This is a genomic window from Streptomyces sp. NPDC058308 (assembly GCF_042880275.1).
Classification (GTDB): Bacteria; Actinomycetota; Actinomycetes; order Streptomycetales; family Streptomycetaceae; genus Streptomyces.
This window is the reverse complement of sequence record NZ_JBHVZA010000002.1, coordinates 568,637-581,477: the sequence shown is the minus strand read 5'-3', so window position 1 is coordinate 581,477 and position 12,841 is coordinate 568,637. Positions and strand designations below refer to the sequence as shown.

The following is a 12,841-nucleotide window of genomic DNA, read 5'->3' as shown; positions in this document are numbered from 1 at the left end:
GAAGCCATGTTCAGCGCTTTCCGGTGCGGTGGGCAACCGAGTTTCTCACCACCGCGTGGGCGGCGGCGACGTCAACTGGTCGGCCAGCCGCGACAGCCGGTCGCGCAGGCGTCGGCGGCCCCGCGCCTGCGGCAGCGCGTTCTCCCCCGCCGCCGCGCTGACCAGGTGCTGGACCGTGTCGAGGTCGAGGTCGGGCGTCGTCCTTGGGACCGCGAGCGCCTCGTGCGAGAGGGCGCCGAGGTCCCGGTCCCCGGAGCCGAGCGCGAGCACCGTCGCGCCCGCCCGTCGCGCGTCGTGCACCCGTGTCAGGAGCTCCGGGTCCGGCGCGTCCGGCGCCACCACGAGCAGCGTCTCGCCGCGCCGAGCGGCCTCGATCCGGCCGAGTCCGGTCGACAGGTGGGCCGGTTCGCTGCCGAGGACCCGGTGCCGGACGAGCGTCGGGGTGAGCTCCGGCGTGCCCGACCAGGCCGCCTCGTCCACCAGGTGCGCGGCCAGGTGCCACGGTTCGTACGCCGCCGTGCCCACGAGCAGCAGTCCGCCGCCGTGCGGCACGACGCAGGACCGCAGCGTCCCCGCGAAGCGGCGGGTGGCGCCGAGCCACTCGGTCCCGGCGAGCACTTCGCGCAGCAGCGCGACCCGTACGGCGTCCATGGCGTCGCATCCTGCCCCAACACGCCACTCGTCACCTGGCGTTCACGGGGAATTCCCCCGAGGTGGGGAAGGGCGGGGGATGACTGCTGAGACATCCGTTCCCTTCCGCGCGGGCCGAGAGGGATACGCGAGCTACCGCATCCCCGCCGTCGTGGTGACCACGTCCGGCACCGTCCTCGCCTTCTGCGAGGGCCGGGTCGGCTCCCAGGCGGACTCCGGCACCATCGACATCGTCCTCCGGCGCTCCGCCGACGGCGGCCGCACCTGGGGCCAGCTCCAGGTCGTCGGCAAGAACGGCGACGACCTCGCGGGCAACCCCGCCCCCGTCGTCCTCGACACCGGACGCATCCTCCTCGTCCAGGTCAGGAACGCCGCCGAGGCCACCGAGGACGCCATCCGCCGCGGCACCGTCCCCGCCGCCGACGGGCGCCGCGTCTGGCTGCAGCACAGCGACGACGACGGCCTCACCTGGTCGGCGCCGCGCGAGATCACCGGCCAGGTGAAGAGGGCGGCCTGGCGGTGGTACGCGACGACGCCCGGTCACGCCGTGCAGCTGACCACGGGGCGCGTGCTGGTCCCCGCCAACCACTCCCTGCCGCCCACCGGCGCGGACAACGGCACCGAGGGCAAGTACAACGGCGGGCACTGCCTGCTCAGCGACGACGCCGGCGAGACCTGGCGCATCGGCTACGTCGACGACAACACCGACGGCTACATCAACGTGAACGAGACCACGGCGGCCGAACTCCCCGACGGCCGCCTCTACTTCAACACCCGCAACGACTCCCCGGCGCCCGGCAACCGCGCCGACGCCCACTCCCGCGACGGCGGCGAGAGCCTCCTCAAACCCTTCCGCCCGCAGGCCTCCCTCACCGGCCCCGTCGTCGAGGGCAGCGTCCTGCAGCTGCGCGCCCCCGACCTGCTCCTCTTCTCCGGACCCGCCGACCCCGGCTTCCGCGCCCTGATGACCGTGCGCGGCTCCGTCGACGGCGGCACCACCTGGCGGGCCCTCCACACGGTCGACGGGCTTCCGGCCGCGTACTCCGATCTCGTGCGGGTCGACGGGGAGAGCGTCGGACTCCTCTACGAGACAGGGGACTTCAGCGCGTACGAGACGGTCTCCTTCCGGCGGATACCGGTGGCGGACCTCGTCGGGGCGAGCGGTGAGTAAGGTCGCCCCATGACCTCTACAGACAGTGCGCAGAACGCCCCCGCGAAGGCCCCCGCCAAGGACCCCTGGGAGCTTCCCGACGTGTCGGGCCTCGTCGTCGGTGTCCTCGGCGGCACCGGCGACCAGGGGCGCGGCCTCGCCTACCGGCTTGCCCGCGCGGGCCAGAAGGTGATCATCGGTTCCCGCGCAGCCGAGCGGGCGCGGACCGCCGCCGACGAGCTGGGCCTCGGCGTCGAGGGCGCCGAGAACGCGGAGTGCGCGCGGCGCAGCGACATCGTGATCGTCGCCGTGCCGTGGGACGGCCACGGCAAGACCCTCGAAGCGCTGCGCGAGGAGCTGGCCGGCAAGCTCGTCGTCGACTGCGTGAACCCGCTCGGCTTCGACAAGAAGGGCGCGTACGCCCTGAAGCCCGAGGAGGGCAGCGCCGCCGAACAGGCCGCCGCCCTGCTGCCGGACTCCCGCGTCACCGCCGCCTTCCACCACCTCTCGGCCGTCCTGCTCCAGGACCCTGCCGTCGAGGAGATCGACACCGACGTCATGGTCCTCGGCGAGAAGCGCGCCGACACCGACCTCGTACAGGCGCTCGCCGCCCGCATCCCGGGCATGCGCGGCGTCTTCGCCGGCCGCCTCCGCAACGCCCATCAGGTCGAGTCCCTCGTCGCCAACCTGATCTCCGTCAACCGCCGCTACAAGGCGCACGCGGGGCTGCGCGTCACCGACGTATAGCCGCCGTGGGGCATGGGGGACACTGGACGGGTAGTACGCAGTACGCATCCGCACGCTTCACCCGACAGGAGCCGACCTCCATGCCCCGCCTCGCCATGTACGCCCTCGTCGTCTGCGCCCTCGCCGTCGCCGCCGCCGTGATCTCTTTCGTGCAGGGCAGCTGGCTCGGCATCGTGTGGGTCCTGCTCGCGGGGCTGTCATCGAACATGGCCTGGTTCTACCTGCGGCGCGCCAGGGCCGAGCGGGACGCGCAGCGCGGCGCGGCGCTCAGGAGCTGAGCCCCAGCGCAGGCGGGACCTCCTGCGACCCGTCCCAGAAGCGGTACAGCTTCTGGCCCCAGTAGCTGTCCCACTCGCTGACGCCGAGACCGCGCAGGATCGCGTCGATCGCGTCGAAGAAGGCGTGGTTGACCTCCGGGATCCAGAGGACGGCGAAGACCGCGATGAGACCGAACGGCGCGAACGGCTCCACCTGGCGGCGGACCCCGTGCGAGAGCCAGGGCTCGATCACGCCGTAGCCGTCCAGACCCGGAATGGGCAGCGAGTTCAGGATCGCTGCGGTCACCTGGAGCAGCGCGAGGAACGCGAGCGCGTAGCGGAACGCGTCCGGCACGCCGTCGAGGGCGTCGAGCCAGAACGGGGCCGTGCAGACCACCGCGAAAAGCACGTTCGTCAGCGGGCCCGCAGCCGAGATCAGGCTGTGCTTCCAGCGGCCCCGGATCCTGCCCCGCTCGATGAAGACCGCGCCGCCGGGCAGACCGATGCCGCCCATGATCACGAAGAGCACGGGCAGCACGATGCTGAGCAGCGCGTGCGTGTACTTGAGCGGGTTGAGGGTCAGATAGCCCTTCGCGCCGATGGAGATGTCGCCGCTGTGCAGGGCGGTGCGCGCGTGCGCGTACTCGTGCAGGCAGAGCGAGACGATCCAGGCGGCGGTCACGAAGAGGAAGACGGCGACGCCGGGGTTGTCCGCGAAACCGGTCCAGGCGGCCCAGCCGGAGACCGCCGTCACGGCGGCGATCCCCAGGAAGACGGGGCTGATCCGCCGGTCGCTGCGGCGGATGGGGGCGGTGGTCATGGGGCGGGGCTCCTGGCTTCCGACGGCCTTGCGTGCCCGACCGTATAGGGCGTACGGCGAAAACGTCTCGCACCGGACGGGGAGTTCCGGGAGGCTGGGGGCATGGCGCTGTGGAACGTGATGTACCAGGACTGGCAGATGGAGTGCTGCGGAAAGCCGTTCCGGGTGGGGGACGAAGTGGCGTGGCAGCTCCTCGTCGACGAGGCCGGGCAGGGCCGCGAGTGGCGATCCGAGCTCACCGAGATCGAGGGCCCGGTGGAATCGGCCGGCGGCGGCCCCGTGGTCCGGCTCGCCGGCGTGACGGTCCCCTGGACGGGCGACGGCTCCTGGCCTCCCCGCGTACGGCTGAGGGGCCTGCTGTCGGTGGAACGGCACGGGGGAAAGTGGCCGGAGACGGCGGGTCTGGTGCGGGGCATCCAGATCGTCGAGCAGGGTTACTTGTCGGGGGAACGGGTGGCGGGGGAGCGGTGGTTGCGCCCGGTGGAGGCGTGCCCGAAGTGGTTCAAGAGGGCGGTGTCAACGGAAACCCGAAAGGGCGCGGAGTACCGCAGGGACGAGACGGGTGCGCTGGTGTCACTGGAGGTGGGCTAGCCCCGCCGGACCCGCCCCCACGCCCGCCACACGCCGCCGGGCAAACGCCCCCTGCACGGAGTGCCGAGAACACCGCCCGAGCCGGGCGCAGCCGCTAACAGGGACAATAGGCCAGTGCGATACCGCCTCCTCGGCTCGACCCGAGCCACCCGCCCCGACGGAACCCCCGCCCCCGTCGGCGGCCCCCGCCTCCGCGCCCTCCTGACGGCCCTCGCCCTCCGCCCGGGCCACACCGTGCCCGCGCCGGCGCTGGTGGACGAGGTGTGGACCGCGGGTCCTCCCGCCGACGCGACGGGCGCGCTGCAGGCGTTGGTCGGCCGTCTCCGCAGGGCCCTCGGCGCGGACGCCGTCGTCTCGGTGGACGGCGGGTACCGGCTGCGCGCGAGCCCGGACGACGTGGACGTGTTCCGGTTCGACCACCTCGTGAGCGACGCGGGCCGCGCCCTCGCGGAAGCCGAACCGGCGAAGGCGGCCGTACTCCTGGACGACGCGCTCGCCCTGTGGACGGGCGAGCCCCTCGCCGACCTGCCGGAGCACACCGCGGAAGCGGCCCGCTGGCATGCCCGCCACCTCGACGCCCGCCGCGCCAGGATGACCGTGGCCCTCGCCCTCGGGCAGGCGGAAGAGGTGCTGCCCGAGCTCGCCGAGCTCTGCGACGCGCACCCGCTCGACGAGCCGCTGCAGGCCCTGCGGCTGCGCGCGCTGCGTGACACGGGCCGTCCGGCGCAGGCCCTGGCCGCGTACGACGGCGTACGGCGTGGCATAGCGGACCGGCTCGGCGTCGACCCGGGCCCCGAACTGCGCGCCCTGCACGAGGAGTTGCTGCGCGAGCCCCCGTCGCGCCCCCGCACGCCGGGGAACCTCCGGGCCAGGCTCACCTCCTTCGTCGGCCGCGAGGCCGACATCGACGCGCTGCGGGACGACCTCGCGCGCGCCCGGCTCGTCACCCTGCTGGGCCCGGGCGGCGCCGGCAAGACACGGCTGTCGCAGGAGGTCGCCGAGGCGGTCGCCGCAGGTGTCCCGGACGGCGTCTGGCTGGCGGAGCTCGCGCCGGTCGAGGACCCCGCCGACGTACCCGCAGCCGTCCTCACCGCGCTCGGCGCCCGCGAGACCGTGCTGCGGGGCGCGGGCGCGGAGGAGCTGCGTGCCATGTCGGAGCGGCACGGCGAGGACCCCGTCGCCCGGCTCGTCGAGCACTGTGCCGCGCGCCGCATGCTGATCGTCCTGGACAACTGCGAGCACGTCATCGAGGCGGCCGCCCGCCTCGCCGACGAACTCCTCGCCCGCTGCCGGGGCCTGACGGTCCTCGCGACCAGCCGCGAACCCCTCGGCGTACCGGGCGAGTTGCTGCGGCCCGTCGAGCCGCTGCCCGAGCCGGTCGCGCTGCGGCTGTTCGCCGAACGCGGCGCCGCCGCGCGGCCGGGGTTCACCGTCGACGGCGATCCGGCGGCGGCCGCCGAGATCTGCCGCCGTCTCGACGGTCTGCCGCTCGCCATCGAACTGGCCGCCGCCCGCCTGCGGATGCTCACCCCGCGTCAGATCGCCGACCGCCTCGACGACCGCTTCCGGCTCCTGACCAGCGGCGCCCGTACGGTGCTGCCCCGCCAGCAGACCTTGCGGGCCGTCGTCGACTGGTCGTGGGACCTCCTCGACGAGGGGGAGCGTGCGGTGCTGCGCCGGCTCTCGGTCTTCGCCGGCGGCTGCGACCTGCGGGCGGCGGAAGAGGTGTGCGCGGCCGCCGGGAGCGCGCCCGACGTGGCCGGTCTGCTGGGGTCGCTCGTCGACAAGTCCCTGGTCGTCGCGGCCCCTTCGCCGACGGGCGACGGCGGCATGCGCTACCGGCTCCTGGAGACCGTCGCGGAGTACGCGGGTGAGCGGCTCGACGAGGCGGGCGACCGGGCCGGGGCCGAGCGCGCGCACCTCGTGCACTACCGGGAGGTGGCCAGGACCACCGATCCTGAGCTGCGCGGCAGCGGCCAGTACGCGGCCGTGGAGCGCCTTGAGGCCGAGTACGAGAACCTGCGCACCGCCCTGCGGCACGCGATCGCCGCGCGGGACGAGCAGGAGGCGCTCTGTCTCGTCCTGTCCCTCTGCTGGTACTGGCAGATCCGCGGGCTGCGCATGGAGACCCGCAACTGGTCCAGCGACGTCATGGCCCTCGGTCCCGACCCCTTCGCCCCGCCCGTCACCGCGGCGCCCCCGCTGTACGAGCCGTGCACGGCGGCGCCCCCGCCGATGAGCCCCGAGGTCCTGATGGAGGCCCGCCGCGGGGCGCACCTGCTCCACCTGGCCTGTATGGACATGGACGTGGAGGACTGGCGGTCGGCGGCCGCGGAGGAGAAGCTGCGCGGCATCAGGGAGGCGTACCGTCCGGGGCTGCCGCAGACCTGCCGGACGCCCGGCAACCTCTGGTTCTTCGCGGTGATGCTCGGCGGCGACATGGAGATGCTGCGGGTCACCATCGACGAGACCGTCGAGGCCTGCCGCGCGTTCGGCTACGAGTGGGAGCTCGCCGCCGCCCTGCAGACGCGCGCCAACATGCTCGCCAACCGCACCGACTGGTCGGGCGACGCCATCCGCGACGCGGACGAGGCGCTGCGCGGGTTCCAGGGCCTCGGCGACGTGTGGGGCGTCGCCGAGGCGCTCTCCGCGCGCGGCGAGGCGCGCGAGCGGCGCGGTGAACTGGCCCTGGCCGCACTGGACTTCAGGGCCGCCGTCGAGTACGCCGAACAGGTCGGCGCGCAGGCCCAGGTGGTCCTGCTCAAGGCCCGTCTCGGCTCGCTCCTGACCGACGCGCCGGAGCGGACGGACGACTTCGCGCGGGGCGAGGCGATGCTGCGGGAGGTCATCGAGAACCCCGGCCGCCACCACGCGGGCGAGGCCATGCCCGCCGCCCGGATCTTCCTCGCGGGCGCGCTCGGCCGTACCGGCCGCACCACCGAGGCGCGCGAGCAACTGCGACTCCTCCGCCTGGAGTTCAGCCCGATCGGCTACGCGGTGTTCGACAGCGCGGTGCTCGGCCTCACGGCCTGGCTCGACGCGCTGGACGGGCGGTACGCCGAGAGCGTTGCCGGGGTGTGCGTCGCCTTCGAGAAGGCCCTCGACCCGCTCTCGCGGATGGTCGCCCCGCAGATGGTCTCCGTCCATCTGTGGATCGCCGCTCTCGCCCTGTCCCAGGCCGCCGACGGCGCCCGTGCGGACGACGCGGCGCGGCTCCTCGGCGTCGCCGACCGGGAGCTGCCGCCGGCGCATGTCGCGAACACGATGGAGCGGGGCATCCGGGAGGACGCGGAGCGGCTGTCCCGTGCGGCGCTGGGCGGCGACGCGTACGAATCGGCGTACGCACAGGGCGGCGGCCTCCCCCTGGGGGAGGCCGCCGCCCTGTGTGGCGCGTGAGGTGGTGATCAGTCCTTCGTGCGGAACTTGTGGATCGCGATCGGCGCCATCACCAGCGTGAGCGCCACCGACCAGCCGACCGTCACCCACAGGTCGTGCGCCACCGGGCCGCCGACCATCAGGCCGCGCGCGGAGTCCGCGAGCGAGGAGAGCGGGTTGTAGTCGGTGAAGCCCTGCAGCCAGCCCGGCATCGACTGGGTCGGCGCGAAGATCGACGAGCCGAACTGCAGCGGCATCAGGACCAGGAAGCCCATCGCCTGGACGGACTGGGCGCTCTTCATCGAGACGCCGAGCACCAGGAAGATCCACATGATGGACGTGCCGAAGAGGGCGGAGAGGCCCACGGCGGCGAACAGGCCGCCCCAGTGGGTGATGTCGAAGCCCACCAGGACGCCGACGATCATCATGATCGTCGTCGCGATGAGCAGCCGCATCAGCTCCACCACGATCTTGGCGAAGAGGACCGAGCCCTGGCCGATCGGCAGGGTACGGAAGCGGTCCATGATGCCGTTCTGGAAGTCCTGGTTGAAGCCGGTGCCGACGGCCATGGCGATGTTCATGCTCATCATCGCCATCATGCCGGGCACCACGTACTGCACGTACTGGTCCTGACCGCCGCCGAGCGCCTGCCCGATCGAGCCGCCGAAGACGTACACGAACAGGAGGGTGAAGACGATCGGCATCAGGACCGCGTCGAACATCGACTCCGGGTCCTGCCGGATCCAGAGCAGATTGCGGCGGACCAGGGCGCTGGTGTGCCGGACGTGGCCGCGCAGTCCGATGCGGGCGTCGGCCTGCCCCGGCTTGAGGGGGGCCGCGAGAGTGGTGGCGCTCATACGGCGACCTCCTCGAGTTCGTTTTCGCTGGGGCGGGCGTCCTGCGGAGCACTGGCCTTCTGGCCGGTGATCGACAGGAACACCTCGTCCAGGCTGGGCAGTTCGGTGGCTATGGAGCCGATCGTGATGCCGCGCGCGGTGACCGCGCCGACCACGGCGGTCAGCTGCTCGTCGCTGAGGATCGGCACCAGGACCGTGCCGGACTCGGCGTCCACCGTGGAGGTGGCGATGCCGGTCAGGCCGAGGTCGTCGAGCGCGTTCGCCAGCGGACGCAGCTCCAGCGGGTCGGCCGGGCGGACCCGCAGCGTGCGGCCGCCGACCTTCGCCTTGAGCTCGTCGATGCCGCCGTTGGCGATGACCTTGCCGCGGTCGATGACGGTCAGCTCGGAGGCCAACTGCTCGGCCTCCTCCATGTACTGCGTGGTGAGCAGTACGGTCACGCCGTCGCCGACCATCCGCTTGACCTCGGCCCACACCTCGTTACGGGTACGGGGGTCGAGGCCGGTCGTCGGCTCGTCCAGGTAGAGGACGGCAGGGCTGCCGATCATCGACGCGGCGAGGTCGAGGCGGCGGCGCATACCGCCGGAGTAGGTGCTCGCGGGGCGCTTGGCGGCCTCGGTGAGGGAGAACCGCTCAAGCAGGCCGTCGGCGCGGGACCTGGACTCCTTGCGGGACAGGTCGAGCAGGCGCCCGATCATGTAGAGGTTCTCGCGCCCCGAGAGCTTCTCGTCCACCGACGCGTACTGACCGGTGAGGCCGATGACGCGGCGCAGTTGGCGGGGCTGGCTCGCCACGTCGTACCCGGCGACCAGGGCCGTGCCCGCGTCCGGGGTGACGAGGGTGGAGAGGCAGCGTACGAGGGTCGTCTTGCCGGCGCCGTTGGGCCCGAGCACGCCGAGGACGGTGCCCTCGCGCACGTCGAGGTCCACGCCGTCCAGTGCCTTGGTCTCGCCGTAGTGCTTGACCAGTCCCCTTACGGTGACCGCGCTCCCTGCGCCGCCGGGGTTCATGTCGATTCGCTTCATGGCCTCAAGATGTCAGGTGCCACCGACAAACCACCGACATGCCGCCGACAGGGCCTCGCGGGGGGCGTCGGCGGTGCCCTGACCCGCCGCTTCGCGGCGGATGCCTCCCTCCCACCCACCCGTTCACCCCGCACCGAACGGTCCTGTAGGGGCCCCGACCCGCCGCTTCGCGCCGGATGCTTCCCTCCCACCCACCCGTTTACCCCGCACCGAACGGTCCTGTAGGGGCCTCAATCCGCCGCTTCGCGCCGGATGCCTCCCACCCGCCCACCCGTTTACCCCGCACCGAACGGGACCGTAGGGCCCCTACCCCCACCTTGCGTCGCCGGGCAAACGGGTGGGCGGGTGGGGAAAATCCGCCGCGAAGCGGCGGCCCTGAACTCTGCCGCCCAAGGGCGAGAAACAACCTGGCCCCAGCTGGCCAAGGACGAGAAACAACCTGACCCCACCCGCCCAAGGACGAGAGGCAACCTGACCCCACCCGCCCAAGGACGAGAGGCCACGTGGCCCCCGGCCCTCAGAGCCTGTCTTTGAACCCCCAACCGCCCAGGGGCGAGAAAAGGCAGCCCGCCGACGGGGGAATCGACGGGCTGCCATGGTGCCGCGATGGTCAGAAGGGGGCGGCCACCGATCCCGGTCCGCCCCCACGGCCTCAGTGAACCGCGTGTTCGGGCGCCGGGAAGCCCCCGCCCACCACGTCCTCGGCGAACGCCCTGGCCGCGCCGGACATGACGCCCCGCAGATCCGCGTACTGCTTGACGAAGCGCGGCATCTTCCCGCCGGTCAGGCCCAGCATGTCCGTCCAGACCAGGACCTGCGCGTCGCACGCGGCGCCCGCGCCGATCCCGACGGTCGGGATGTGCAGGGAGCGGGTGACCTCGGCGGCCAGCTCCTCGGGGACCAGCTCCAGGACGACCGCGAACGCGCCCGCGTCCTGTGCCGACTTGGCGTCGTTCAGGAGCCGGTGGGCGGCCTCGTCGCCGCGGCCCTGCACGCGGTAGCCCATGGTGTTCACGGACTGCGGGGTGAGGCCCAGGTGGGACATGACGGGGATGCCGGACTGGACGAGCAACTCGGTCTGGGCCAGGGAGCGTTCGCCGCCCTCCAGCTTCACCGCGCCGACGCCCGCCTCCTTCACGAGCCGGGTGGCCGAGCGGAGCGCCTGGACGGGGCCCTCCTGGTACGAGCCGAACGGCAGGTCGCCGACGACCAGGGCGCGCGAGGTGCCCCGTACGACCGCGGCCGACAGCATGGCGATCTCGTCGAGGGTGACGGGCACGGTCGTCTCGTACCCGAGGTGGCAGTTGCCCGCCGAGTCGCCGACGAGCAGGACGGGGATGCCCGCCTCGTCGAAGACGGACGCGGTCATCGCGTCGTAGGCGGTGAGCATGGGCCACTTCTCGCCGCGTTCCTTGGCGGCGTTGATGTCGCGCACAGTGATGCGCCGGGTGCCCTTGCCGCCGTACAGCGCCTTGCTGCTGTCGGGGCTCTGCGGGGCGTCGGCGCTCTTCTGGGCAGCCGAAAGCTGCGTCATCGCAACGGCTCCTTCTGTCATCTCGAGGCGCCCTGACGGCGTCCCCGGATCACCTCCATGGTGGCATCACGTACCGCTCCGGGGCTAGTGCGGCGCTTGATGAGGCCGTTCGGCAAAGTCTTGGCCAGTCGTTCACCAAGGGATTTTCAATACGAGACGGTCTCGTATCGAAATGGGTCTACGCTGGTGGGCATGTCCTCCCCTGCCATGCCCACCCCGACCCGCGTACCGGAAGCCGTCCACCGGCGCCGCTGGGCGATCCTCGGGGCGCTGATGCTCAGCCTCCTGATCGTGGTGCTCGACAACTCGATCCTGAACGTCGCCATCAAGACGATCTCCACCCCCGAACCGACCGGCCTCGGCGCCACCCAGAGCGAGCTGGAGTGGGCGATCAACGCCTACACGCTCGTCTTCGCCGGTCTGCTCTTCACCGCGGGCCTGCTCGGCGACCGGCTCGGCCGCAAGAAGGTCCTGCTCGGCGGGCTCGTCGTCTTCGGCCTCGGCTCGGCGCTCGCCGCGATGTCCGGCTCGCCCGTCCAGCTCATCGCGTTCCGCGCGGTGATGGGCCTGGGCGCCGCCTTCGTGATGCCGGCCACCCTCGCCGTCCTGATGAACGTCTTCGAGCGCGACGAACAGCCCAAGGCCATCGGCATCTGGGCGGGCGGCGTCGGCCTCGCCATCGCCATCGGCCCCATCACCGGCGGCGTGCTGCTCGACCACTTCTGGTGGGGCTCGGTCTTCCTGGTCAACGTGCCGATCGTGATCGTCGCCCTGGCCCTGATGGTCTGGCTCGTGCCCGACTCGCGCGACCCCGCGCCCGGCCGCATCGACCTCTTCGGCGTCGCGCTCTCCGTCGTCGGCCTGGTCCTGCTCGTCTACGGCATCATCAAGGGCGGCCAGCTCGCCGACTTCACCGACCCGGCCGTCGTCGGGACCGTCGTCGCGGGGCTCGCCGTACTGGCCGCCTTCGTGCTGTACGAGAAGCGCAGCGACCATCCCTCCATCGACATCGCCTACTTCAAGAACCGGGTCTTCTCGGCGGCGATCTGCGCCATAGCGCTCGTCTTCTTCGCGCTCATGGGCGTGACCTTCTTCTCGGTCTTCTACACCCAGAGCGTGCGGGGCTACTCGCCGCTGCAGACCGGCCTGCTGATGCTGCCGCTGGCCGCGGCGCAGCTCATCTTCGCGCCGCGTGCCCGGCTCGTCGTCGACCGCTTCGGCGTCCGGGCCGTGTGCACCGGCGGGCTGCTCCTGGTGGCCGCGACCCTGACGGCCTTCACGCTCTTCGAGTCCGACACGCCGATCTGGCTCCTCGAAGCCGTCTTCTTCCTGATGGGCACCGGCATGGCGCACATCATGACGCCCACCAGCGTCGTGATCATGCAGGCCCTGCCGCGCGAGAAGGCCGGCTCCGCGTCCGCGCTCAGCAACACCTTCCGGCAGGTCGGCGGCGCCCTCGGCATCGCCGTCCTCGGCTCCGTGCTCTCCGCGGCGTACCGGGGCGGTGTCGAGGACCAGCTGCGCATGCTGCCCGAGGGCGTGCGGCACACCGCGGGCGAGTCCATCGAGGCGACCCTCGGCGTCGCCGCGAAGCTCGGCCCCAAGGGCGAGCCCCTGGTGGCGGCGGCCAACGACTCGTTCCTGCACGCCATGCACGTCACGGCGCTGTGCGGCGCGGGCGTCGCCGTGATCGGCGCGCTGATCGTCTTCCTCTTCCTGCCGGGGCGCCCGCCCCGGGACGAGGGCCCGCAGCAGGAGAAGGCCGAACCGGTGGGTGCCGAAAGGCGCTGAGGCAGAATCGGCCCGGCAGCCGACGCGAGCGAGGGAGAGACGA

At 72.5% G+C, this 12,841-nt stretch carries 11 protein-coding genes; 6 read left to right on the top strand and 5 right to left on the bottom strand.

What is annotated here, in order from left to right:
- Positions 1–45: 45 nt before the first annotated feature.
- Positions 46–651: a hypothetical protein gene (locus tag ACFVYL_RS05230; RefSeq protein WP_389712940.1), complete on the bottom strand. Its 606-nt coding sequence runs from the start codon at positions 649–651 to the stop codon at positions 46–48.
- A gap of 79 nt (positions 652–730) precedes the next feature.
- Between ACFVYL_RS05230 and ACFVYL_RS05225 the strand changes: the two genes are divergently transcribed.
- The 3 genes from ACFVYL_RS05225 to ACFVYL_RS05215 all read left to right on the top strand — a co-directional run bounded on the left by ACFVYL_RS05225 (position 731) and on the right by ACFVYL_RS05215 (position 2,826).
- A complete protein-coding gene (locus ACFVYL_RS05225) occupies positions 731–1,822 on the top strand; it encodes an exo-alpha-sialidase (RefSeq protein WP_389712939.1) in 1,092 nt (363 codons plus the stop codon).
- Positions 1,823–1,831: 9 nt separating this feature from the next.
- The gene (gene npdG / locus ACFVYL_RS05220; RefSeq protein WP_389712938.1) at positions 1,832–2,548 is read left to right on the top strand and encodes an NADPH-dependent F420 reductase; all 717 of its coding nucleotides are present in this window, start codon (positions 1,832–1,834) and stop codon (positions 2,546–2,548) included.
- A gap of 80 nt (positions 2,549–2,628) precedes the next feature.
- Entirely contained in the window at positions 2,629–2,826 is a 198-nt protein-coding gene (locus ACFVYL_RS05215; protein ID WP_389712937.1) for a hypothetical protein, read from the top strand.
- On the opposite strand, the gene ACFVYL_RS05210 is transcribed toward ACFVYL_RS05215, so the two are convergent.
- Positions 2,816–3,625: a site-2 protease family protein gene (locus tag ACFVYL_RS05210; protein ID WP_389712936.1), complete on the bottom strand. Its 810-nt coding sequence runs from the start codon at positions 3,623–3,625 to the stop codon at positions 2,816–2,818. The two genes, ACFVYL_RS05215 and ACFVYL_RS05210, sit on opposite strands and share 11 nt — an antisense overlap.
- Before the next feature lie 102 nt (positions 3,626–3,727).
- Between ACFVYL_RS05210 and ACFVYL_RS05205 the strand changes: the two genes are divergently transcribed.
- Positions 3,728–4,216 (top strand): DUF6578 domain-containing protein, encoded by a 489-nt coding sequence (locus tag ACFVYL_RS05205; protein ID WP_389712935.1) that lies wholly within the window; start codon positions 3,728–3,730, stop codon positions 4,214–4,216.
- 114 nt (positions 4,217–4,330) lie between these two features.
- A complete protein-coding gene (locus ACFVYL_RS05200; RefSeq protein WP_389712934.1) occupies positions 4,331–7,612 on the top strand; it encodes an ATP-binding protein in 3,282 nt (1,093 codons plus the stop codon).
- An 8-nt stretch (positions 7,613–7,620) separates the two neighbouring features.
- Here the strand turns inward: ACFVYL_RS05200 and ACFVYL_RS05195 are convergent, their stop codons facing one another.
- The 3 genes from ACFVYL_RS05195 to panB all read right to left on the bottom strand — a co-directional run bounded on the left by ACFVYL_RS05195 (position 7,621) and on the right by panB (position 11,007).
- Positions 7,621–8,448, bottom strand: coding sequence for an ABC transporter permease (locus ACFVYL_RS05195; RefSeq protein WP_389712933.1), 828 nt, complete (start codon positions 8,446–8,448; stop codon positions 7,621–7,623).
- Positions 8,445–9,473: an ATP-binding cassette domain-containing protein gene (locus ACFVYL_RS05190; protein WP_389712932.1), complete on the bottom strand. Its 1,029-nt coding sequence runs from the start codon at positions 9,471–9,473 to the stop codon at positions 8,445–8,447. The genes ACFVYL_RS05195 and ACFVYL_RS05190 overlap by 4 nt, the downstream gene beginning before the upstream one ends.
- 652 nt (positions 9,474–10,125) lie before the next feature.
- On the bottom strand, positions 10,126–11,007 hold the full coding sequence (gene panB, locus ACFVYL_RS05185; RefSeq protein ID WP_389712931.1) for a 3-methyl-2-oxobutanoate hydroxymethyltransferase: 882 nt from the start codon (positions 11,005–11,007) through the stop codon (positions 10,126–10,128).
- A 192-nt stretch (positions 11,008–11,199) separates the two neighbouring features.
- On the opposite strand from panB, the gene ACFVYL_RS05180 reads away from it, so the two are divergent.
- Positions 11,200–12,798, top strand: coding sequence for an MFS transporter (locus tag ACFVYL_RS05180; RefSeq protein ID WP_389712930.1), 1,599 nt, complete (start codon positions 11,200–11,202; stop codon positions 12,796–12,798).
- The last annotated feature ends 43 nt before the right edge of the window (positions 12,799–12,841 follow it).